A 20,691-nucleotide genomic window follows, 5' to 3' on the forward strand; every position below is an offset into this window, starting at 1 on the left:
TACGGTAACCGGGGACGTAACTCCCCGTCAGGCGGGGGCAGCCGCGTCAAGTCTCCGCAGGGCTTCCCGTGCCACCTGGGGGTCCATCGTGGGCCAGAACGGCGGCAGTGAAGCGCGCAGGAAACCACCGTAGCGAGCCGTGGCCAGCCGTGAGTCCAGCACGGCGATAACGCCGCGATCGCTGACCGACCGGTGCAGCCTGCCGGTGCCCTGCGCGAGCAGTAGCGCCGCATGCGTGGCCGCCACGGTGAGGAAACCGTTGCCGCCACGCGCTTCGACGGCTCGCTGCCGGGCGGAGGACACCGGGTCGTCCGGCCGGGGGAACGGGATCCGGTCGACCAGCACCAGCTGCAGCGACGGGCCGGGGACGTCGACGCCCTGCCACAGCGAGAGGGTGCCGAACAGGCAGGTGCGTGGATCGTCGCTGAACTGCTGCACCAGCAGCGAGGTCGAATCGTCGCCCTGGCACAGGATCGGGTACTTGACGCGCTCCCGCAGCTCCTCGGCGGCCTGCTTCGCCGCCCGCATGGACGAGAACAGCCCCAATGTGCGGCCTCCGGCCGCCTCGACCAGCTCGACGATCTCGTCCATTGTGGACTTGGCCAGTCCGTCGCGCCCGGGGGCCGGCAGGTGCTTGGCCATGTAGAGGATGCCGTTGCGCTTGTGGTCGAACGGGGAGCCGACGTCGAGGCCGGTCCAGGGGATGACCTCGATGTCCTTCGGCGGCGCCTTGTCCGTCGCGGTGCCCTCGGCCTTCTCGGCCTTCGGCTGCGACGGGGGCAGTCCCCACTGCCGAGCCAAGGTGTCGAAGTTGCCGCCGAGGGTGAGCGTGGCCGAGGTCAGGACCGTGGTGTTCAGGCCGAACACCTTCTCGCGCAGCAGCCCCGCGACGCCCAGCGGCGCCACCTTCAGTGACGGCGGGCGAGGGTTCGCGGAGTACTGGTCGCCGGTGAGCCACACGACGTCCCGCTGGTGCGCCTGGTCCTCGTCGAACGCTTCCATCAGGCGGACGGCGGTGTCGTGGATCTCTTCGAGCAGAGTTTTCGCCAGCTTGCGGGCCGTGGCCTCGTCGACGTCTTCCTTACGATCCGAACCCAGCGCGCTGATGCACGCATGCGCCGAATCGCGCAGCGCCGGCAGCGTGCCCTGGAGCGGCCTCGGCAGCTGGTCCAGCCTCCCTGCCTCGATGTCGTCGAGGACGACGGCCAGCGCGTCACTGGACTCCATCAGCCTGTCGGCGATATCGGCGTCGATCAGCTTGCCGCAGCGCCGAACCGCGGCGGAGACCATCCCGCTGGTCAGCTCGGCGGTGGCGACCGAAGTGACCCGGTCGACGAGTTCGTGGGCCTCGTCGATGATCACCAGATCGTGTTCGGGGAGCACTTGGTAGCCCTGCAGCGCGTCGATCGCGAGCAGGGCGTGGTTGGTGACGACGATGTCCGCGCGCCCGGCCTCGCCTCGCGCGCGCTCGGCGAAGCAGTCCGTGCCGATCGGGCAGCGTGCGACGCCGAGGCATTCCTTCGCCGTGACCGACACCTGGCGCCAGGCTTGCTCGGACACACCGGGGACCAGCTCGTCGCGATCGCCTGTTTCGGTGTCCGAGGACCATTCGAACAGGCGCTTGACCTCCTTGCCGATGCGCGACACCGCGAAGGGGTCGAACAGGCCCTGCTCCTCCGGCTCGTCGGGGGCGCCCGTGTCCAGCCGGTGGAGGCAGAGATAGTTGCGGCGGCCCTTGAGGATCGCGAAGGTGGGCTCGCGGCCCAGCGGCTTCTTCAGCGCTTTCGCCAGCCGGGGGAGGTCCCTGTCGACAAGCTGGCGCTGCAGCGCGATGGTGGCCGTAGAGACGACGACCGTCGACTCCTTCTCCACCGCGTGCCGGATGGCCGGAACCAGGTACGCCAGCGACTTCCCGGTGCCCGTGCCGGCCTGGACGGCCAGGTGCTCGCCGGTGCGGATGGCCTTGCCGACGGCCTCGGCCATCTGGACCTGGCCCTCGCGCTCGGCACCGCCGACCGACTCGACCGCATGGGTCAGTAGCTCGCGGACACCAGGGAATTCAGCTCGGGACGGCACAGGGTCAAACGATAGCCGGGGGCACCGACAGGATTACCGGTACCGGCCGACGATGGGACGTGAAGGCCACCTTCACGGCAGCTCGCGCAATGAAGGTGGCCTTCACGTCCCGCGTCAGTCCTGGATTTTTCGGACGAGGGCCCAGGCGCCGGGCAGCAGGGCGGCCGCGACGACGATCTTGACCGCGTCGCCGATGAGGAACGGCACGACACCCTTGGCGAACGCGGTGGACAGGTCCATCGACGCCGCCGCCATCAGCCACGGCACACCGACGGCGTAGATCACGACGTTGCCCAGCACCATCGTCGACGCCATGCGCAGCGGGGTGCGGTCACCGCCGCGGCCGGCGAGTGCGCCGACGAGCGCCCCCGCGAGCACGAAGCCCACGACGTAGCCCGCGCTGGCCCCGGACAGGCCGGACGTGCCGCTGGAGAACCACGGCACGCCGACCGCGCCGACGAGCAGGTACACCAGCATCGACGCCGCGCCACGCCGCCAGCCGAGGGACGCGCCGACGAGAAGCGCGGCGAGCGTCTGACCGGTCATCGGGACCGGGGTGCCCGGGAGGTGCACCGCGACCTGCGCGGCGAGCCCGGTGAGCCCGGCGCCGCCGGCGACGAGCGCGAGGTCCCGGGCGAGCGCGCCCGGGATGAGGTCGGCCAGGACGGGCTTGCGGCCGGCGAGGGACAACGAAGACACAGGACCTCCAGCGTTAACGAAACTGCTCCGCATTATGGCTCCCGGCCACGGCCGGAAGCGGTGCGTTTGTGAGGTCTCTGACAGTTTGAGCGCACCCCGGGAGCCACACGTCCGGGTGGTGTGGGCCAGGTGAAACGGCATGGGGCGAGGGGGTGGCGGACGCTGGGCTGGGTCGGGATCAAGAGTGCGATCAAAGGTTCATCGAGGAGGCTGGGCGTGCCGAAGGGCAAGAAGATCGTCATGGCGGCGGTGATGTGCGGTGGGCTCGCGGCTTCGCCTGTCGCGTACGCCGACACACCGGGTTCACCCGCTTCGGCGGTCAAGGCGACCGCGACGGCGTCTTCCGGTTCGGTCGACGTGACCATCGACGGCACCAAGGTGTTCGCCGGGGCGGTCGGGCCCTGCAGCGCCGACGGACCCGTGATGGGCAGCACCAGAGGCGGCCTTGCCGGCACCATCGCGGAGTTCGGCAACGGCGAAGCGCTCTGCGGCCGCGGCACCGACGGCACGGCGGTCGGCCAGGCCAAGGGTGCCCGGTTCAAGACCACGGTGCTCAAGGCGTACGGCGGCCCGGAGATCGACGTCCGCACGTTCACCGCGCAGTGCAGCACCACCGCGGTCGGCGCCGGCGGGTACGTCGAAGTCGGCACGGTCACCGGCATCACGGTGCCGGCCAACATCCCGGCGAACTACACGATCACCGTGCCCGCGCCGGACCCGGGCGCGCCACCGCTGGCGGACGTCGTGCTCAACGAATCGGTCTCGCCGACCCCGCCGGACGGCAGCCTCACGACGAACACCCTGCACATCAAGCTGTTCCCGCAGGGCGGCCCCGCGAGCGGCGACATCTACGTCGGCACCGCCGCCTGCGACCCGTACGGCTCCAGCCGTAAGACAGCGAAGCCAGTACCCCAGCCCTAGCCCTAGCGCTGTCCGGCAGCCTCGGCGAACCGGGCAGCGCGGGTGGCGAGGTCGGTCATGCTCCCGCCGGACAGCACGTCGCCCAGCAGCGGCGTCGCGGCGGCGACCGCGAGCGCGCCCGCGGCCAGGTACGGGCCGACGTCTTCGAGTTTGACGCCGCCGGTCGGCACCAGCGCGATGTCCGGCATCGGGGCCCGGACGGCCTTGAGGTACCCGAGCCCGCCCAGGTTGGCCGCGGGGAAGATCTTCACCGCGGCCGCGCCGAGCTGCCACGCGTAGTCGATCTCGGTCGGCGTCATCGCGCCGCAGAGCACCGGAAGCCCGAGTTCGGCGGCCCGGCTCAGCACCGCCGGGTTGACCGTCGGCGTGACCAGGAAGGTCGCGCCCGCCTCGGCCGCGGTGTCGACGTCGGTCGCGGTCCGCACACTGCCCGCGCCGACCATGGCGTCTTCGCCGACGGACTGGCGGATCGCCGCGATCGCGGCCGGGGCGTCCGGCGTGGTCAGGGTGGCTTCGAGCACCCGGACTCCGGACTTGTAGAGCACCTCGGAGGCCTCGGCGAAGTGCTTCGAGTCGTCCGCGCGGAGGATCGCGACGAGACCATGACTGGCAACGGTGGCCCGGAATTGCTGATTACCCACGACATCCCATTCAGACAGCAGTCCAGGACTCGTGAGCGTTCCGGCCGGTTGTAACCGGCCGGAACGCTCACGAGCCGACGGTGGCGGTACCGGTGAACTCGATACCCGCTCGGGTGAAATCGGTCAATGTGTCCTCGACCGACGGCTGCGAGCCGCCGACGGTCAGATCGAGTAGCACCTTCACGGCGAAACCGGCTTTCGCGGCGTCGAGCGCGGTCGCCCGCACGCAGAAGTCGGTGGCGATGCCGACGAGCTCGACGGACGTGACGTCGCGCTGCCGCAGCCAGCCCTCGAGCTCTTCACCGGCATCCGTTTTGCCCTCGAAGCCCGAGTACGCGGCGCTGTAATGCCCCTTCGAGAACACCGCTTCGATCGGTGAGATGTCGAGAGCCGGATGGAAGGACGCGCCGGCCGTGTCGGCGACGCAGTGTCGCGGCCAGGTGTCGCTGAAGTTCGGTTCGTCGCTGAAATGCGCGCCGGGGTCGATGTGGAAATCCCTGGTCGCGACGACGTGCGAGTACCCGCCGGCGGCCAGGTGCCTCGAGATCGCGCCCGCCGCGGCGGCCCCGCCGGGCAGCGCCAGCGACCCGCCCTCGCAAAAGTCGTTCTGGACGTCGACGACGATCAGTGCGTTAGTCATGATTCCTCCGCTGAGAAGAACACGTCGTCAGTACTAGCCATGGACACTCCCTCTACAGGTAGACCGTCGGAATGGCAGGCTCGCCATGGGACAGCTTGAGCCCCTCCCACGGCAGGCTCACCAGTGCGCGGCGCAGCCGTTGCCTCGCGTCGTCCAGCGTGGGCAGGTCGTCGAGGGTTTGTCCAGCACGCACCATCGGAATCTGCAGCTGCCGGTCGAACTGGCCGGTCTCGGGGGCTTCGCCGGTGTAGATCACTTCCTCCACCGCGGTGCCGGTGCTCCGGTGGCGGCGCACGGCCGACTTCCGGCCGCCGCGCGACTCCTTCGCCACACTGCGCTTCGCCACCGGCCTGCCACCGACCTCGACCAGCTTGTAGACCATGCCGGCGGTCGGCGCGCCGGACCCGGTGACCACCGACGTGCCGACGCCGTACGCGTCGACGGGCTCGGCCCGCAGCGCGGCGATGGCGTGCTCGTCGAGGTCGCCGGAGACGACGATCCGCGTGTCCTTCGCGCCGAGGGCGTCGAGCTGGTCGCGGGCCTTGCGGGCGAGCGGGCCGACGTCGCCGGAGTCGATCCGGATCGCGCCGAGCTCCGGCCCGGCGACCTTGACCGCCGTCGTGATGCCGGCGGTGATGTCGTAGGTGTCGACCAGGAGCGTCGTGTCGGCGCCCATCTTGTCGACCTGCGCGCGGAACGCCTGCTCCTCGCTGTCGTGCAGCAGCATGAAGGCGTGCGCGACGGTGCCGCGGGTGGGAATGCCGTAGCGGCGTCCGGCCTCGAGGTTCGACGTCGTCGCGAAGCCGGCGAGGTAGGACGCCCTCGCCGCGGCCACCGCCGCGTACTCGTGCGTGCGCCGGCCGCCCATCTCGATGATCGGCCGCCCGTGTGCCGCCCCTGACATGCGTGCCGCCGCCGACGCGATCGCGCTGTCGTGGTTGAGGATCGAGAGTGCGACAGTCTCCAGCAGCACCGCTTCGGCGAAGGTGCCGGTGACCGTGAGGATCGGCGAGCCGGGGAAGTACAGCTCACCTTCGGCGTAGCCGTCGACGTCGCCGGAGAACGAGTAATCCGCCAGCCAGGCGAGGGTGGCCGAGTCCACTACGGCCGTCGATTCGAGCTGGCTGAGCTCGGCGTCGGTGAAGCGGAAGTCGGCGATCGCGTCCAGCACCCGCGCCGTGCCCGCGACGACGCCGTAGCGGCGGCCGTCGGGCAACCTCCGTGCGAAGACCTCGAAGACGCAGGGCCGGTCGGCGGTGCCGTCGGCCAGCGCGCTGCCCAGCATGGTCAGCTCGTAGTGGTCGGTGAGCAGCGCTGTGCTGGCACCTGTGGTCGGTTCCGGTGAGCCCATATCGGTAAGCCTATTCACCCACATGGCGGGCCCTGCCAGCCCGTCCGATACCAGTTCCGTGACACCATGGACGACATGTCCACGCCTGTCGCAGCCGAACAGACGCAGGTTGATCCGCTCGGGGTCGAGGTGACCTCGGAGGACAAGCCCTGGCGGACCGTCGTCTGGAACGACCCGGTCAACCTGATGTCGTACGTGACCTATGTCTTCCAGAAACTCTTCGGGTACAGCAAGGATCATGCGACCAAGCTGATGCTCGACGTGCACCACAAGGGCAAGGCGATCGTGTCTTCGGGGACGAAGGACAAATGCGAGGGCGACGTGGCGAAACTGCACGCCGTCGGACTCTGGGCGACCATGGAGCAGCCTTCGTGAAATCCTGGAAACTCAAGGGCACCACCGTCTCGGCCGGGTTCGAACAGCAGGAAGCCGCCGTGCTGCGCGGGCTCGTCAGCCAGCTCGAGGACATGCTGACCGCGCGCGCCGAAGAGGCCCCGCAGGACGAGCTCGCCGAGCTGACCGGCATCCGCACCGGCCCGACGGAGTCGCCGGACGACCCGGTGCTCTCGCGCCTGCTGCCCGACTTCCACAAGCTCGACCCGGACAACCCGTCGAAGGAAGACCTCGATTCGGCGGCGGCCATGCGCTCGCTGCACGAGCCCGAGCTTCTCGACGCGAAGGTCGGCGTCGCCAGGGTCGTCCTGGACACCCTGCCGCGCGACGGCGGGAAGGTGCAGTTGACGCTCGAGCAGGCCGACGCCTGGCTCAGCGCGCTCAACGACGTCCGACTGGCGCTCGGTACCGCGCTCGACGTCACCGAGGACATGCCCGACGAACTGCCCGAAGACGATGCGCGTGCCCCGCACCTCGGCGTCTACCACTGGCTGACCTTCGTGCAGGAGACGCTGATCCAGAGCATGTCCTCGTGAGCGGGCTGACCGACGTCGCCGGGGTGCTCGTCGGGCAGTACGAACGCGTCGGCGACGGCTGGGCCACCGGGACGACCGTGGTCCTCGTGCCCGAGGGCGCGACCGGCGCGGTGGACCAGCGCGGCGGCGCGCCCGGAACCCGCGAGACCGACCTGCTTCAGCCGGAGAACCGCGTCCGGCTGGTCAACGCCATCTGCTTGTCGGGCGGCAGCGCGTACGGCCTCGCCGCGGCGGACGGCGTGATGCGCTGGCTCGGCGAGCGCGGGCTCGGTTTCCCCGCCGGCAAGCTGCCGCACCACGTGGTGCCGATCGTGCCCGCGGCGGTCCTGTTCGACCTCCCGCACGGCGACTGGGGCAACCGGCCGGACGCGGCTTTCGGTTACGCCGCTTGTGAAGCCGCCTCGGCCGGGCCGATCGCGCAGGGCACGGTCGGCGCCGGTGCGGGCGCCACTGTCGGCTCGCTCAAGGGCGGGATCGGCACGGCGAGCGAGGTCGTCGAAGGGTTCACCGTCGGCGCGATCGCGGCGTTGAACGCCTACGGCGAGGCGGTGGACTTCGCCACCGGACGGCCGTTCGCCGCGGACCACGAAGTCGACGGCGAGTTCGGCGGGCAGTGGCCGGACCGGCCGGGAGCGGCCCCGGCCGCGCCCGCCCGGTTCAACACCACGATCGGCGTGGTCGCGGTGGACGCGGCGTTGTCCAAGGCCGAGGTGAAACGGCTTGCGGTGGCGGCGCAGGACGGTATGGCTCGCACCGTGCGGCCCGCCCACACGATGTACGACGGTGACACCGCGTTCGCGCTGGCGACCGGCGAACGGGAACTGCCGCCCATCGGGCCCGGCCGGCTGGGTGACGCGGACCGCGTGGCGACGTTGAACCTGCTGTGCGCGGCGGCGGCGAGGGCGTTCGCCCGCGCGATGGTGCACGGTCTGCTCTCCGCGACGTCTACCGCGGGCCTTCCGGCCTATCGCGACGTCTGGCCGGCCTAGTTCCGGAAATCTCAATATATGGACAAGTTGAGTCCACCAACTAGGATGTCGTTGTGCTTCAGATCCGCCGTGAACTCGTCGATGAGATTGTCGCCCATGCCCGCCGCGACCATCCGGACGAGGCGTGCGGGGTGATCGCGGGCCCCGAGGGTTCGGACCGCCCCGAGCGTTTCATCCCGATGCTCAACGCGGCCCGTTCGCCGACGTTCTACGAGTTCGATTCCGGCGACCTGCTCCGGCTCTACCGCGACATGGACGCGAAGGACGAGGTCCCGGTGGTGGTCTACCACTCGCACACCGCCACCGACGCCTATCCGTCGCGGACCGATGTCTCGTATGCCTCCGAACCGGAAGCGCACTACGTGCTGGTGTCCACCAAGGACGCCGACGCCCACCAGTTCCGGTCGTACCGCATCGTCGACGGGGTCATCACCGAGGAGCCCGTCAAAGTGCTGGACTAGTGCCACCGGAATAAAGCGCAGTGCCCCGAACGTAACCCCTTACAGTTGCCCTAGCGGAGGTAGAACCATGGCCGTCAGCGTTTCCATCCCGACCATCCTGCGGACCCACACGGGTGGCGAGAAGTCCGTCGAGGCGGCGGGCAAGACCGTCCTCGAGGTGATCGACGACGTCGAGTCCCGCCACGCCGGCCTCAAGGCCCGCCTGGTCAAGGAAGAGAAGCTGCACCGCTTCATCAACGTCTACGTCAACGACGAGGACGTCCGTTTCTCCGGTGGGCTCGAGGCCGAGGTCAAGGACGGCGACACGCTGACCATCCTGCCCGCCGTTGCCGGAGGCGCGCGCTAACGATGACTCGTTACGAGTCCCTGCTCGACGCGCTCGGTGGCACCCCGCTCGTCGGGCTGCCCCGGCTGTCGCCGACCGACGACGTCCGCCTTTGGGCCAAGCTCGAGGACCGCAACCCCACCGGGTCGATCAAGGACCGGCCGGCGCTGGCGATGATCGAGGCCGCCGAGCGCGAGGGGTTGCTGCGCCGCGGGTCGACCATCCTGGAGCCGACGTCGGGCAACACCGGCATCTCGCTGGCCATGGCCGCGAAGCTCAAGGGCTACGGCCTGGTCTGCGTGATGCCGGAGAACACCTCCATCGAGCGCAAGCAGCTGCTGCAGGCTTACGGCGCGCGGATCGTCTTCTCGCCCGCGGCGGGCGGCTCCAACGAGGCCGTGCGACGCGCGAAGGAGCTGTCGAAGGAGAATCCCGAGTGGGTGATGCTCTACCAGTACGGCAACCCTGCCAACGCCGACGCGCACTTCCGCGGCACCGGTCCTGAGCTGCTCAAGGACCTGCCGGAGCTAACACACTTCGTCGGCGGGCTCGGCACCACGGGCACGCTCGTCGGCGTCGGGCGGTACCTGCGCGAGGCGAAGCCCGGCGTGCAGATCATCGCCGCTGAGCCGCGCTACGGCGAGCTCGTCTACGGCCTGCGGAACCTCGACGAGGGGTTCGTGCCTGAGCTGTACGACCCCAGCGTGCTGACCAGTCGGTACTCCGTCGGAGCGTACGACGCGCTTCGCCGGACACGCGACCTGTTGGAGAACGAGGGCATCTTCGCCGGTATCTCGACCGGAGCCGTGCTTCACGCGGCGCTGGCCGTCGCGGAGAAGGCCGCCGCGAAGGGCGAGAAGGCCGACGTCGCGTTCATCGTCGCCGACGCGGGTTGGAAGTATCTTTCCACCGGCGCCTACAGCGGCTCTCTCGACGAAGCCGCCGCGCGCCTCGACGGGCAACTTTGGGCTTAGTGGGTTTGGCAGCCGCCGGATCAGGGTTTTTGCCGGAGGCGGCCCGGCGGGAGCAGCCGTAGCCTCAAGTGGTGAGTACATTGCCTGAGCCCGCCGCCAGTCCGGCTGAACCGGACGCCGCCAAGCGCATCCTGCCGGCCAATCCCAAGATGGCCGGGATCGTCGCGCTCGCCTTCACGGCCGTGCTGTACCTCGTCGAGCTGGTCGACGTCGTCACGCCCGGCAACCTCGACCAGGGCGGGATCCACTCCCGCAGCCTGTCGGGGCTCGAGGGGGTGATCTGGGCGCCGCTGCTGCACAACGGCTGGTCGCACCTGTTCGGGAACACCCTGCCGGTGCTGATCTTCGCCTTCCTCGCGATGGCGGCCGGGATCGGTCAGTGGGTCGCGGTCACCGCCACCATCTGGATCATCAGCGGACTCGGCGTCTGGCTGACCGGCCCGTCGCTCGCCGTCACCGTGGGCGCTTCGGGTCTCGCGTTCGGCTGGCTGGCGTACCTGCTGGTCCGTGGCCTGTTCAACCGCAGCCCCGGGCAAATCGGCGTCTCCCTGGTCCTGCTGTTCATCTGGGGCGGGATGCTGTGGGGAGTCCTGCCCGGCAACCCGGCGGTCTCCTGGCAGGGGCACCTCTTCGGCGCGCTCGCCGGCATCCTGGCCGCCTGGGTCGCCACGAAGACCGGCAAGTCGAAGGCGAAGAAGGTCACCGCCGCCGGCCTGGACGGTTAACCGGCGACGTGCGGACGCTGTCGCATCCGGCGTTCCCTCAAGGCCCCCTTGTGACGTGTCGTGAAGGCCACTTCACGGCGTAAGGCGTACTCAACTAGGCCTTCACGACGTCCCTGCCCCCGGTAGCCTCATGGGGTGACTACGCGCGCCGATCTCCCCATCGGTGTCTTCGATTCTGGGGTCGGCGGGTTGACCGTCGCCAGGGCGATCCTCGACCAGCTCCCGGCCGAGCAATTGCGTTACGTCGGTGACACCGCGCACAACCCGTACGGCCCGCTGCCGATCGCCAGGGCCCGTGAACTCGCGCTCGCGGCGATGGACGAGATCGTCGACAGCGGGGTGAAGGCCCTGGTCATCGCCTGCAACACTGCGTCGGCCGCGTGCCTGCGTGACGCGCGGGAGCGGTATGACGTGCCGGTCGTGGAGGTCGTCCTCCCGGCAGTGCGCCGGGCCGTCGCGGCGACGCACACCGGGCGGATCGGCGTGATCGGCACTGAGGGAACCGTCCGCTCGCGCGCCTACGACGACGCCTTCGCCGCCGCGCCGAATGCGCAAATCACCAGTGTCGCGTGCCACCGGTTCGTCGACTTCGTCGAGCGTGGGATCACGTCCGGCCGCCAGGTGCTCGGGCTCGCGCAGGGCTATCTCGAGCCGTTGCTCTCCGCACAGGTGGACACGCTCGTGCTCGGCTGCACGCACTATCCGCTGCTCACCGGCGTCTTGCAGATCGTGATGGGGCAGGACGTCATCCTGGTCTCCAGCGCCGAGGAGACGGCGAAGGACGTCGTGCGCGTACTCACCGAGCTGGACCTGTTCACCGATCGCGACACGCCGCCGCGGCACGAGTTCATCGCGACGGGCTCGGCCGAGCCGTTCGCGAAACTGGCCCAGCGGTTCATGGGATTCGCGCCCGGCAGCATCGCAGTGCCTACCGGCGGGTAGCGCGAGCGAATCCCGCATAGGGTGTCGGACGTGCGACTGACCATTCTCGGGTGCTCGGGCAGCATCCCCGGGCCGAACGCGGCGGCCTCCGGTTATCTTCTCGAGGCGGATGGGTTCCTGCTCGGGCTCGAGCTCGGCAACGGCACGCTGGCGCAGCTCCAGGCCGTGCGCGACCCGTTCGACCTCGACGCGCTGGCGTTCTCGCACCTGCATCCCGACCATTGCGCGGACTTCAGCGCGTTGACCGTCCTACGCAGGTATCACCCCGAGCCGCCGTATTCGCACCGGCCGCGACGGCTGCCGGTGTACGCACCGGGTGACGCGGCTTGGCGGCTGGCCAACGCCTACGCGCCCAACGAGACCGAACGCGCGGAGACCGACCTGACCGACGTCTACGAGTTCCGGGTGCTGGCCGCCGGACCTCTGACGATCGGCCCGTTCGAGCTGACAGCGGTGCTTGTGAACCATCCGACGCCGGCTTTCGGGCTCCGGATCACCGACGGCCGGTCCACCCTTGCTTACACCGGCGACACAGGACCGTGCGAGGAGCTCGACGGCCTCGCGCGCGGTGTCGACGTGCTGCTGTCGGAGGCGTCGTGGACCGACGCGCCGGACCGGCCGCCGGGTGTGCACCTATCCGGGAAGCAGGCCGGCGAGCTGGCCGCGCGTGCCGGAGTCGGGCGGCTGCTTCTCACACACATCGCGCCCTGGACCGACACCGACGCCGTGCTGGCCGAAGCCGCTACTGCTTTTCCTGGGGTTTCGGCCGTTTCGCAGGGTGACGTTTACGACGTCGTAGCGAGGTAGTCCGACAGCAGCGCGCGGCAGACAAGGTCCGCGAGCAGGCACCACCCGCCGGGGTTCTAGAGTGCAGTCCGTGGCGAGAAAAGATGGCAGGAACGACGACCAGCTCCGCGAAGTGAAGATCACCCGTGGCTTCCAGCAGTGGCCGGCCGGCTCGGTGCTCATCGAGTTCGGCAATACGCGCGTGCTGTGCGCGGCCAGTGTCACCGAGGGCGTGCCACGCTGGCGCGCCGGCTCCGGGCTCGGCTGGGTCACCGCCGAGTACGCGATGCTGCCTTCGGCGACCAACACCCGCAGCGACCGCGAGTCGGTCAAGGGCCGGATCGGTGGCCGGACGCACGAGATCTCCCGGTTGATCGGCCGCTCCTTGCGGGCGTGCATCGACCTCGCCGCGCTCGGCGAGAACACGATCGTGATCGACTGCGACGTCATCCAGGCCGACGGCGGCACCCGGACGGCGGCCGTGACCGGCGGTTATGTCGCGCTGGCCGACGCCGTGACCTGGCTCGGCGCGGCGAACCGGCTCAACGACCCGCAGCCGCTGTCCGCTTCGGTGGCGGCCATCAGCGTCGGCGTCGTCGACGGTCGCGTCCGGCTGGACCTCCCGTACGAGGAGGACTCCCGCGCCGAGGTCGACATGAACGTCGTCGCGACGGACGCCGGCACGTTGATCGAGGTCCAGGGCACCGGCGAGGGCGCGACCTTCGCGAGGTCCACTTTGGACACCATGCTGGACATGGCGCTGGCCGGCTGCGCGGACCTCACGCGCAAGCAGACAGAGGCGCTCGCCCTGCCCTACCCCGGCGAGCTGCCGGAGCCGAGGCCGGACAAGAAGTCCAAGGGCGCCAAGTGACCCGGGTACTCCTGGCGTCGCGCAACGCGAAGAAGCTCGGCGAACTGCGGCGGATTCTGGCGGCGGAGGGCATCGAAGGGCTCGAGATCGTGGGGCTCGCCGACGTCGAGGAGTTCCCCGAAGCGCCGGAGACAGCTCCGGACTTCGAGGGCAACGCGCTGGCGAAGGCCCGCGACGCGGCAGCAGCCACCGGCCTGCCCTCGATCGGGGACGACTCCGGTATCGCCGTCGACGCGCTCAACGGCATGCCGGGTGTGCTGTCCGCGCGGTGGTCTGGCCGGCACGGCGACGACGACGCCAACCTGGACCTCGTACTCGCCCAGCTGTCGGACACCCCGGACGAGCGGATGGGTGCGGGTTTCGTGTGCTCAGCGGCTCTTGTCGTGCCGGGCGGCGAGGAAACCGTGGTACGCGGCGAATGGCGCGGCACGCTCGTGCGCGAACGCCGTGGTACCAACGGTTTCGGCTACGACCCGATCTTCGTGCCGGAAGGGGAGACCCGCAGCTCCGCCGAGCTCGAACCTGCGGAGAAGGACGCGGTCTCACACCGCGGCCGCGCCCTGCAAGCATTGTTGCCCCACTTGAGGAAGCTCGCGGGCTAGCGCAGGTGGCTCGTGAGTGTTCCGGCCGGTTACTGTGCCCTGCGGGACACCCGCACCCGGGCGACCGGAACGCTCACGAGCCACGCTGGGTCGGAGCCGCTCAGAAAACCAGTTCGCGGAGGAGTTTCGCGACGTGTCCGGTGGCGCGGACGTTGTACATCGCCTTCTCGACCTTGCCCTCGGCGTCGATGATGAACGTCGAGCGGATGACGCCCTGGACGATCTTGCCGTAGTTCTTCTTCTCCCCGAACGCGCCCCACTGGGTGAGGACGGTTTTGTCCGGGTCCGACAGCAACGGGAACGTCAGTTTCTCGGCGTCGACGAACTTCGCCAGCTTCGCCGGCTTGTCCGGCGAGATGCCGAGGATCTGGTAACCGGCGTCGTTCAGCTCGGACAGGTTGTCCCGGAAGTCGCACGCCTGCTTGGTGCAGCCCGGCGTGCCGGCGGCCGGGTAGAAGTACACGACGACGGACTTCCCGCGGAAATCGCTGAGGGACACGTTCTTGCCCTCGGCGTCCGGGAGGGTGAAATCGGGGGCGGTATCGCCCGGGGATAGCCGCTGCTCACTCATGCCGCGAGCCTAAGGCATCGCTACGCCGGGCCGCAGAAGGTCACCATGGCCGGCTCTGCGCCCTCCGGTTTCAGCTGCAACCGCAGCTGCGTGGATGCGCTGGGCACGGCGAACGCCAGGTTCACCCAGACCGACTTGCCGGGCGGGATGTCGCGGCCGGCGTCGATGATGCCGGAGTAACCCTGCGTCGAGTCGACGACCTGGGTTGCCGGGATGCCCTTGACGAGCCCGGTCACGGTCAGTTCCGAGAGGCGGTACGGCTGGGTGCCGTCATTGCTCACGCCGATCTCGAACGCCGCGGCGCGGCCGGTGTGCGGGTACGCGCTCGCGCTCGGCTGGAACGACTTCGGATTGGACACCGTGATGCTCACGCCGTCGCTGAAGGTGTGCGAGTCGCCGAACGTCAGGTCGTGCTCCGGAGCGGAGACTCCCTTCGCCGGCTGCGCGGCGGCGACACCGGCTTCGACGGTCGCGGCCCCGCTCGCCTGGTGCACACCGCAAGCGGCTGCGGCGGCGAGCACGCAGCCGGCCAGCACGAGCTTCAGTGTGCGCGCGGGCGCCATTGTGGTTACTCCAGTCGCGACGGGTGTTGTCATCCGATCGGCGTAGGTACTTCTGCCGAACCCGACCCACTCTGACTGTCCCGGCTCGACTAAACGAGCGTGACAGCCGTGTTGACGCGCACCTGGTGTACAGCCGTGGCCGATCCGTGATCGGAGCGGCACTGGTAGTGACAGTCATCACCTGGATGCCACTTTTAAGCGTCTGCTTACATCGGGCTATCGCGCGGTCAGAGCGCGAACGCGAAGAAGAGGACGAACACGCCGAGACCGACGAGCCAGGCGATGATCAACCACCCGAAATCACGCCAGGGGTTCACCGCGCGCGTCTCTTCACCCGGGACGTAGACACCGCGGGCTTCGAACCAGTCGGCCCACCGCGCCAGGAAGCCCACCGGGTTGCGCATGCGCGTTGACCTCACCTTCGCGTCGGCTCGACGTGGCCAGGGTACGGCGCCAGGCTAACGCAGCTCGCCGGTCTGCTTGAAGTGGTCGAAAATGAGCTGGACGACCGCGGACGCACGATCGCGGTCCGCGTAGGTCAGCCAAGCGAATTCTTCGATTTCGTTGCCGGGCTTGAGCGTTCCCTCGTAGTCGGCGGTGTAGCAGGTCATACGCACCTCGACGTCGCTCTCGCGGCCGTCTGCCTGGGCTTGGAAGGTGCCGGCGTGGATCGCGCTTCCTGGGGGGATGACGACGTCGAGTTCCTCGCTGATCTCGCGGACGAGGGTTTCGACATCGCTCTCACCGGACTCGCGCTTTCCGCCTGGGAGGTAGTACGCGTCTTTGCCGCGTGACCGTGTGCCGAGGATTCCCGTCTTCGAAACGGATCCAGGCGATCTTGTCGATGGTCTTCACCGGGTCGACGCTAGCCCAAGGTTTTCAGGCCTTGCCCAGGTAGACGGCCTTGTCCGAGCCGACGTCCGGCTGGAACGTCAGCTGGAGTTCGCCTGGCTGCGGTCCCACCGCGTAGGCGGCGTCGTAGCTGAAGGTCTTCCCCGGCAGGATGGTCGCCGAGCTGATGCCGCCGTCGCCGCAGGAGCCGCCGGCGTCGTAGACCGCCTCCGCCTTGGCGCCGTTGAACTGGGCCGCACTGCCGATCGTGCTCATCGCGGACGCTTCGTACTGCGATTTCGTGCCGTTGACGATCGTCACGCGGAGCTTCACCGCGCGGATGACGTTACGCGGAGACGCGGACTGGCCGGGCTTGCACGCGACCGGGGAGGCGACTTCGACGGCGAGCCCGGTGGACCAGGTGAACCGCTGGCCCCAGGTCGGTGTCCCGCCCTTCGCGGCCTGGGCCGTACCGGAACCGTCACTGACAGTGCCCGTGCTCGGGGTCGTCGATCCGCAGGCTGTGACCATTGTCGTGATGCCGACCGTTACGACAATGAGCAGAGCGTTACGTGTCTTCACAGGTACCCCTCATTGGGTCAAGTTCCCTGCTCAGTCGGTCTAAGGCGGCCCACCGTTACCTGATTCGGCAACAGTGATCAGACGGTGACAATCGGGCGAACGGGTGAAGCTTGTATCAGCGGGAACCGTCTTCTCGGTGGTCACCGTCGTAGGACCGTGAGAGCGCTCTGTGAGTGCGGGACCGTGGGTGGGGAACAACCAGGCGGTCACTGTCATGTCCGATACGCCAGGGTCGGCGAATGCGTCGGCGTCACAGCCTGCGCCGGACTCGGATACGCCGGCCGGTTACCTCACGCCCGAAGAGCAGAAGCGCCGCGACGCCCAGGACAAGCAGGCCGACGTCGGCCTGAACCAGAACCTGGCGAACCAGTACCGGAAGCGCGCCGCCCAGGACGACGCCGCCACGCTCACCGTGCTCGGACGAGCCGGGCGCGAGCTCTTTGCCACGGCGGAGAAGCCCCGGCTTGACGTACCGGCTGCAGGTTTGCGCAAGTGGCCAGGACGCGCCGTGCTCGCGTGCTACGTCCCCGCCAGCGGTCAGGTGTTCCTCCGTCCGGCTCGGGCGGACGCGCTGGGGGAAGACCTCGTCAACGAGCTACCGGAGGGCTTCCCCGGCGAGGGCTTGGCGTTGTCGGTCCCGGAATCCGACCTTCGCCGGGCGATCGACGGCGCGCCGGCCCGTCGGGATCTCCGTCGGGTGCTGGACATCGTTGCGCTGCCCAGGATCGGCGGCGGTCAGCTCACCGCGGGCTACCGCGAAGGTGTGCGCACCTACCGCCAGACCGGCGACAGCTGCTGCACGTTCTACGACACCGACCGCGAGCGGTACGTCTTCACCGAGGAGCCCGGGTACGAGCGATACGTCAATGTCGCCCAAGGGCGGCCCGGACATCCTCGTCAGCAAGGCATACGAGCTGCTGGACCAGTTGGTGGCCAAGCGCTAGAACCCGAACGTCTGCTGTTCAATGCCGAAAACCGTTTTGGCATAACGCTTTGCCGCGGCGGTAGTAACGACCGTCTTATTCAGGCTGTTCAAGTGGAAGTCCGGCGAGTGTCGCAGCGCGGGCAAGGATTTTGTCGTAGGTGATGAATGACGTGAGTTCGGGACCGACTTCCAGGGCGCAAACGAGGTGGATGGCGTCGAGGGGGCCAAGGAAAGGATCGTCGGTAGACATTCCGGCGCGGAGGAAAGTCGTTGTGTCGACGATGATGCGGTCGATTCGGTCGAGCAGATCGCTGGCCGTGGAGAGTCGCTTGTCCAGCGTGGCCTGGTCATTCTTGAGCTGACGTTGGGAGTCGTAGCACGACCGGCGGACCACGCGCACGAGTTCGGTGATGGCGAGTTCGGAGGTGACGATCTCCGATTCGTGTCCACTGAGGCGAGCCTGGAGCGCTGGAGTTTCTTTCTCCGTAACGATGAGCTTCACCAGAGCACACGAGTCCAGATAGATCACGCGCGTTCCTGTTCGCGCAGCTGGAGCAGCAGTTCCGAGAGGGTGGGCTCATCCTCGCCCCGTGGAAGCGGCACCCAGTCGGTCAACCCGTGCGGGCGGCCTGGCTTCAACCTGCCGCTCGCGATCATCTCGGCGCGGCGACGTTCGCTCGGGCTGAGGGGAACCAGCCAGGCCACGGGGAGGCCATTGCTGGTCACCGGGACCACGTGATCAAGCTTTTTCACCTGCTCGGCGGTCAGCTTGCCCAGCTCTCGCATAGTGACCGACGTCAGCTCCGGAGATGCGCTCGAGTCTGTCATGTCCAACACTTTATCACGCTGTCCGACACCGGAGAAAAGTGTGGGACAGTCGGACGTCTCCGAGCTGCTGGACCAGTTTGTGGCCCAGGTATAGGACTCCTGAGTGTTCCGGCCGCTTAGAAGCCAGCCGGAACACTCACGAGCCCGGCCCGCTCAGCGACGTTCCGAGCGCGGTCGTCAGGTAGAGCACGTTGCGTCCGGCGCGCTCCCGTGCGACCAGCCCGTTCTCCAGCAGGACGCGGAGGTGTTGCGACACCGCGCTGGGCGTGACGCCGAGCGCGCGGGCCAGGTCCGTAGTCGTCGCGGGGGAGCGCAGCGCCTCGAGCAGTTCGGCTCGTGCTCGGCCGAGCAGGCGGACCGTGCCGCCCGAGGGTGCCTGCGTCCCCGCGGTCCACAGCGCACCAACGCCGCGCGCCGGGTACCGCACGGTGGTCTGCGTCGGCGTATGCCCCTTGATCATCACGTGTGACGAGCCGAGGGCGACCGGGATGAAGACCAGCCCGCCCGGGCCGAGGTGCACGGTGCGCTGGGTCCGCAGCCGTGGCCCGTCCAGCGTCAGGCGGCCGTCTTGCCAGCGCAGGTCCGGGTGCAGGTCGGTGAACAATTTCTCGACACCGCCTGCCGCCAACTGTTTGGCGCGATAGGCGACGTCGGCGTCGAGCACGGCCCGGATCCGTGACCAGTGCGGGGCGATGAGCCGGTCGTACGCCGTCCGTAGCTCGGTCGCAATCGTGCGCAGACCTGCCGCTGGTTTTGCGGCGAGCTCGGCGACGTCGGCCGGGAGTTCGTCGCCGAAGACGCGTTGCAGACTTGATCTGACGTAACGAGCAGTGGTGCCTCGCATCGCCGCCAAATCATCCTCAATGGACTCTCCGGTGCCGCGTGGGGCGGGGATGAGGAATCCGGGCCAGCTCGACCGGTCGTTCACGATCAGCGGCCAGGTACGCGTGAGGTCGAGCGGGTTCCTGACGACCTCGTCCTCCGCCCAGCGCAGCCAGCGCAGGTTGACCGCACGTCGAGGGTGGTTTCCCAGCTGCTGCAGGCCGGACACGGTCTCGGACAGCGGGGAGACCGCGAACCGCGTCGCCGCCAGTTCCGCCACGCCGAGGTCGATCGTCAAGGTCACCGGATCGAGTATGTAGCACTGGGCTAAATGCTGTCCTCGGAACACCAGGCCCCGGACGATTCCTGTATGACGCGAACGGACGCCGAGCCACGTTTGTCCTCCGCCTACTGGCGGCTCTGGTGGGCTGCGGGCATCGACAACATCGGCGATGGCGCGTTCGCCGCGGCCGTTCCGCTGCTCGCCGTCACGATCACACGCGATTCGCGGTTGGTCTCGGTGGTGTCCGCGGCGACGTACCTGCCATGGCTGCTGCTGTCGCTTCCCGCCGGCGCGCTGGTCGACCGGCACGATCGTGTCGGCCTGATGTGGCGTGCGCAGACGTTGCAGGCGGTGATCGCCGGCGTTGTCGCGATCCTCGCCCCGTTCGGGCACGTCGGCGTCACGACGCTCGCGATCACGGCCTTCGGACTGGGCGCCTGCGATGTCGTCTTCAGCAACGCGGCGCAGGCGATCCTGCCGGACATCGTCGCGAAACCCTTGCTGCACAAGGCGAACGGCAATCAGCAGACCGTCACCATGATCGGTCAGCTGTTCATCGGGCCGCCGGTCGGCAGCCTGCTGTTCGCGGTTGCCGTCGCGCTGCCGTTCGGGACGGACGCCGGTTCGTTCGCGCTGTCCGCCGCGCTGCTGGCGACACTGCCCAGGCGCCCGAAGCGGCAACTTGACCACCCGCCGATGCGCACGGAGATTGTGGACGGCCTGCGCTGGCTGGCCCGGCACCGCTTGCTGCGTACCCTCGCCCTGCTGCTCGGTGTCAACACCTTCTGCGGCCAACTCGGCAATGCGACACTCGTCCTGCTGGCGACTCAGACCTTGCATCTCGACGCGCGCGGCTACGGCCTGCTGCTCGGCGGTTCCGCGCTCGGCAGTGTCCTCGGTGGACTGGTCAACGCCCGGGTCGTGGCCAGGATCGGTGCCCTGCCCGCGTTGTTCACCGCGCTCGCCACGAACGTCGTCGTCTTCATCGGGATCGGGCTGAGCCCGGACGCGATCGTGCTCGGCGCGCTGCTGGCCGTCAACGGTTTCGTCTTGACGCTTTGGAACATCGTGACAGTCAGCCTTCGCCAGCAGATCGTGCCGCCTGACCTGCTCGGCCGAGTCACCAGCGTCTACAAGCTGCTCGGTTGGGGACTCATCCCGCTCGGCGCGCTGACCGGGGGGCTGGTCGCTCACCGGTTGGGCCTGCGTGCGCCGTTCCCCATCGCCGGTGCGGTACGCGGCATCGCCCTGCTGCTCGCGGCCCCCGTCCTCGCCCGTGCCGCGAAGTTCGAGTAATCGTCCTATTCCCGCTGTGCCTATCCCCCGGAGGGAAGGGCTATCTGGTACGCGGGGA

At 68.8% G+C, this 20,691-nt stretch carries 26 protein-coding genes and 1 pseudogene; 14 read left to right on the forward strand and 13 right to left on the reverse strand.

Annotated features, from left to right (window positions below; translation table 11 throughout):
* Positions 1–27: 27 nt before the first annotated feature.
* Both JWQ81_RS20490 and JWQ81_RS20495 read right to left on the reverse strand, forming a co-directional pair.
* Entirely contained in the window at positions 28–2,076 is a 2,049-nt protein-coding gene (locus JWQ81_RS20490) for an ATP-dependent DNA helicase (protein ID WP_297543899.1), read from the reverse strand.
* Between the two features lie 114 nt (positions 2,077–2,190).
* Positions 2,191–2,775, reverse strand: coding sequence for a biotin transporter BioY (locus JWQ81_RS20495; RefSeq protein ID WP_297543901.1), 585 nt, complete (start codon positions 2,773–2,775; stop codon positions 2,191–2,193).
* A gap of 216 nt (positions 2,776–2,991) precedes the next feature.
* Here JWQ81_RS20495 and JWQ81_RS20500 point away from each other — a divergent pair, with 216 nt between their 5' ends.
* Complete coding sequence (locus JWQ81_RS20500) at positions 2,992–3,696, forward strand: choice-of-anchor P family protein (RefSeq protein ID WP_297543903.1); 705 nt, start codon at positions 2,992–2,994, stop codon at positions 3,694–3,696.
* A 2-nt stretch (positions 3,697–3,698) separates the two neighbouring features.
* Here the strand turns inward: JWQ81_RS20500 and JWQ81_RS20505 are convergent, their stop codons facing one another.
* The 3 genes from JWQ81_RS20505 to JWQ81_RS20515 all read right to left on the reverse strand — a co-directional run bounded on the left by JWQ81_RS20505 (position 3,699) and on the right by JWQ81_RS20515 (position 6,328).
* Entirely contained in the window at positions 3,699–4,337 is a 639-nt protein-coding gene (locus JWQ81_RS20505; RefSeq protein ID WP_297543905.1) for a bifunctional 4-hydroxy-2-oxoglutarate aldolase/2-dehydro-3-deoxy-phosphogluconate aldolase, read from the reverse strand.
* A 67-nt stretch (positions 4,338–4,404) separates the two neighbouring features.
* Positions 4,405–4,977, reverse strand: coding sequence for an isochorismatase family protein (locus tag JWQ81_RS20510; protein WP_297543907.1), 573 nt, complete (start codon positions 4,975–4,977; stop codon positions 4,405–4,407).
* 52 nt (positions 4,978–5,029) lie between these two features.
* A complete protein-coding gene (locus JWQ81_RS20515; protein WP_297543909.1) occupies positions 5,030–6,328 on the reverse strand; it encodes a nicotinate phosphoribosyltransferase in 1,299 nt (432 codons plus the stop codon).
* 75 nt (positions 6,329–6,403) lie between these two features.
* Between JWQ81_RS20515 and clpS the strand changes: the two genes are divergently transcribed.
* The 11 genes from clpS to rdgB all read left to right on the forward strand — a co-directional run bounded on the left by clpS (position 6,404) and on the right by rdgB (position 13,932).
* Positions 6,404–6,703: an ATP-dependent Clp protease adapter ClpS gene (gene clpS / locus JWQ81_RS20520; RefSeq protein ID WP_297543911.1), complete on the forward strand. Its 300-nt coding sequence runs from the start codon at positions 6,404–6,406 to the stop codon at positions 6,701–6,703.
* A complete protein-coding gene (locus JWQ81_RS20525; protein WP_297543913.1) occupies positions 6,700–7,257 on the forward strand; it encodes a DUF2017 domain-containing protein in 558 nt (185 codons plus the stop codon). Before clpS ends, JWQ81_RS20525 begins: the two co-directional genes overlap by 4 nt.
* The gene (locus JWQ81_RS20530) at positions 7,254–8,246 is read left to right on the forward strand and encodes a P1 family peptidase (protein ID WP_297543915.1); all 993 of its coding nucleotides are present in this window, start codon (positions 7,254–7,256) and stop codon (positions 8,244–8,246) included. Before JWQ81_RS20525 ends, JWQ81_RS20530 begins: the two co-directional genes overlap by 4 nt.
* Positions 8,247–8,299: 53 nt before the next feature.
* Entirely contained in the window at positions 8,300–8,707 is a 408-nt protein-coding gene (locus tag JWQ81_RS20535) for a M67 family metallopeptidase (RefSeq protein ID WP_297543917.1), read from the forward strand.
* Positions 8,708–8,774: 67 nt separating this feature from the next.
* Positions 8,775–9,053, forward strand: coding sequence for a MoaD/ThiS family protein (locus JWQ81_RS20540; protein WP_297543919.1), 279 nt, complete (start codon positions 8,775–8,777; stop codon positions 9,051–9,053).
* A gap of 2 nt (positions 9,054–9,055) precedes the next feature.
* The gene (locus JWQ81_RS20545; RefSeq protein ID WP_297543921.1) at positions 9,056–10,006 is read left to right on the forward strand and encodes a cysteine synthase; all 951 of its coding nucleotides are present in this window, start codon (positions 9,056–9,058) and stop codon (positions 10,004–10,006) included.
* Between the two features lie 71 nt (positions 10,007–10,077).
* Positions 10,078–10,731, forward strand: a complete 654-nt coding sequence (locus tag JWQ81_RS20550) for a rhomboid family intramembrane serine protease (protein ID WP_297543923.1) — start codon at positions 10,078–10,080, stop codon at positions 10,729–10,731.
* A 135-nt stretch (positions 10,732–10,866) separates the two neighbouring features.
* Positions 10,867–11,673 (forward strand): glutamate racemase, encoded by an 807-nt coding sequence (murI, locus tag JWQ81_RS20555; RefSeq protein ID WP_297543925.1) that lies wholly within the window; start codon positions 10,867–10,869, stop codon positions 11,671–11,673.
* Between the two features lie 30 nt (positions 11,674–11,703).
* On the forward strand, positions 11,704–12,480 hold the full coding sequence (locus JWQ81_RS20560) for an MBL fold metallo-hydrolase (protein ID WP_297543927.1): 777 nt from the start codon (positions 11,704–11,706) through the stop codon (positions 12,478–12,480).
* Between the two features lie 70 nt (positions 12,481–12,550).
* Positions 12,551–13,330 (forward strand): ribonuclease PH, encoded by a 780-nt coding sequence (gene rph / locus JWQ81_RS20565; RefSeq protein ID WP_297543929.1) that lies wholly within the window; start codon positions 12,551–12,553, stop codon positions 13,328–13,330.
* Positions 13,327–13,932 (forward strand): RdgB/HAM1 family non-canonical purine NTP pyrophosphatase, encoded by a 606-nt coding sequence (gene rdgB, locus JWQ81_RS20570; protein WP_297543930.1) that lies wholly within the window; start codon positions 13,327–13,329, stop codon positions 13,930–13,932. Before rph ends, rdgB begins: the two co-directional genes overlap by 4 nt.
* A gap of 100 nt (positions 13,933–14,032) precedes the next feature.
* Here the strand turns inward: rdgB and bcp are convergent, their stop codons facing one another.
* The 5 genes and pseudogenes from bcp to JWQ81_RS20595 all read right to left on the reverse strand — a co-directional run bounded on the left by bcp (position 14,033) and on the right by JWQ81_RS20595 (position 16,479).
* Positions 14,033–14,503: a thioredoxin-dependent thiol peroxidase gene (bcp, locus tag JWQ81_RS20575; RefSeq protein ID WP_297543932.1), complete on the reverse strand. Its 471-nt coding sequence runs from the start codon at positions 14,501–14,503 to the stop codon at positions 14,033–14,035.
* A gap of 20 nt (positions 14,504–14,523) precedes the next feature.
* Positions 14,524–15,099, reverse strand: a complete 576-nt coding sequence (locus JWQ81_RS20580) for a hypothetical protein (RefSeq protein ID WP_366942319.1) — start codon at positions 15,097–15,099, stop codon at positions 14,524–14,526.
* A gap of 194 nt (positions 15,100–15,293) precedes the next feature.
* Positions 15,294–15,470, reverse strand: coding sequence for a hypothetical protein (locus tag JWQ81_RS20585; RefSeq protein ID WP_297543934.1), 177 nt, complete (start codon positions 15,468–15,470; stop codon positions 15,294–15,296).
* Positions 15,471–15,524: 54 nt separating this feature from the next.
* A pseudogene (locus tag JWQ81_RS20590) lies at positions 15,525–15,921 on the reverse strand (NUDIX domain-containing protein).
* A gap of 24 nt (positions 15,922–15,945) precedes the next feature.
* Complete coding sequence (locus tag JWQ81_RS20595; RefSeq protein ID WP_297543936.1) at positions 15,946–16,479, reverse strand: hypothetical protein; 534 nt, start codon at positions 16,477–16,479, stop codon at positions 15,946–15,948.
* Positions 16,480–16,693: 214 nt separating this feature from the next.
* Here JWQ81_RS20595 and JWQ81_RS20600 point away from each other — a divergent pair, with 214 nt between their 5' ends.
* Complete coding sequence (locus JWQ81_RS20600; protein ID WP_297543938.1) at positions 16,694–17,566, forward strand: ESX secretion-associated protein EspG; 873 nt, start codon at positions 16,694–16,696, stop codon at positions 17,564–17,566.
* On the opposite strand, the gene JWQ81_RS20605 is transcribed toward JWQ81_RS20600, so the two are convergent.
* The 3 genes from JWQ81_RS20605 to JWQ81_RS20615 form a co-directional block, all read right to left on the reverse strand.
* Positions 17,499–17,933 carry a type II toxin-antitoxin system VapC family toxin gene (locus JWQ81_RS20605; protein ID WP_297543940.1) on the reverse strand — a complete coding sequence of 145 codons (435 nt, stop codon included), beginning with the start codon at positions 17,931–17,933 and terminating at the stop codon, positions 17,499–17,501. The two genes, JWQ81_RS20600 and JWQ81_RS20605, sit on opposite strands and share 68 nt — an antisense overlap.
* Positions 17,930–18,232, reverse strand: a complete 303-nt coding sequence (locus tag JWQ81_RS20610; protein WP_297543942.1) for a hypothetical protein — start codon at positions 18,230–18,232, stop codon at positions 17,930–17,932. Before JWQ81_RS20610 ends, JWQ81_RS20605 begins: the two co-directional genes overlap by 4 nt.
* Positions 18,233–18,368: 136 nt before the next feature.
* A complete protein-coding gene (locus JWQ81_RS20615) occupies positions 18,369–19,358 on the reverse strand; it encodes a DUF5937 family protein (RefSeq protein ID WP_297543944.1) in 990 nt (329 codons plus the stop codon).
* A 66-nt stretch (positions 19,359–19,424) separates the two neighbouring features.
* Between JWQ81_RS20615 and JWQ81_RS20620 the strand changes: the two genes are divergently transcribed.
* Positions 19,425–20,633, forward strand: a complete 1,209-nt coding sequence (locus tag JWQ81_RS20620; protein WP_297543946.1) for an MFS transporter — start codon at positions 19,425–19,427, stop codon at positions 20,631–20,633.
* The last annotated feature ends 58 nt before the right edge of the window (positions 20,634–20,691 follow it).

This window comes from Amycolatopsis sp. (genome assembly GCF_025464955.1).
Taxonomy (GTDB): Bacteria; Actinomycetota; Actinomycetes; order Mycobacteriales; family Pseudonocardiaceae; genus Amycolatopsis.

Excerpts from the sequence above, each read along its gene's own strand:
- JWQ81_RS20540 (WP_297543919.1), top strand. The coding sequence starts at position 8,775 with ATGGCCGTCAGCGTTTCCATCCCGACCATCCTGCGGACCCACACGGGT.
- JWQ81_RS20510 (WP_297543907.1), bottom strand. The coding sequence starts at position 4,977 with ATGACTAACGCACTGATCGTCGTCGACGTCCAGAACGACTTTTGCGAG.
- bcp (WP_297543932.1), bottom strand. The coding sequence starts at position 14,503 with ATGAGTGAGCAGCGGCTATCCCCGGGCGATACCGCCCCCGATTTCACC.
- JWQ81_RS20600 (WP_297543938.1), top strand. The coding sequence starts at position 16,694 with ATGTCCGATACGCCAGGGTCGGCGAATGCGTCGGCGTCACAGCCTGCG.
- clpS (WP_297543911.1), top strand. The coding sequence starts at position 6,404 with ATGTCCACGCCTGTCGCAGCCGAACAGACGCAGGTTGATCCGCTCGGG.
- JWQ81_RS20620 (WP_297543946.1), top strand. The coding sequence starts at position 19,425 with ATGACGCGAACGGACGCCGAGCCACGTTTGTCCTCCGCCTACTGGCGG.
- JWQ81_RS20610 (WP_297543942.1), bottom strand. The coding sequence starts at position 18,232 with ATGACAGACTCGAGCGCATCTCCGGAGCTGACGTCGGTCACTATGCGA.
- JWQ81_RS20515 (WP_297543909.1), bottom strand. The coding sequence starts at position 6,328 with ATGGGCTCACCGGAACCGACCACAGGTGCCAGCACAGCGCTGCTCACC.
- JWQ81_RS20585 (WP_297543934.1), bottom strand. The coding sequence starts at position 15,470 with ATGCGCAACCCGGTGGGCTTCCTGGCGCGGTGGGCCGACTGGTTCGAA.
- JWQ81_RS20580 (WP_366942319.1), bottom strand. The coding sequence starts at position 15,099 with ATGACAACACCCGTCGCGACTGGAGTAACCACAATGGCGCCCGCGCGC.
- JWQ81_RS20545 (WP_297543921.1), top strand. The coding sequence starts at position 9,056 with ATGACTCGTTACGAGTCCCTGCTCGACGCGCTCGGTGGCACCCCGCTC.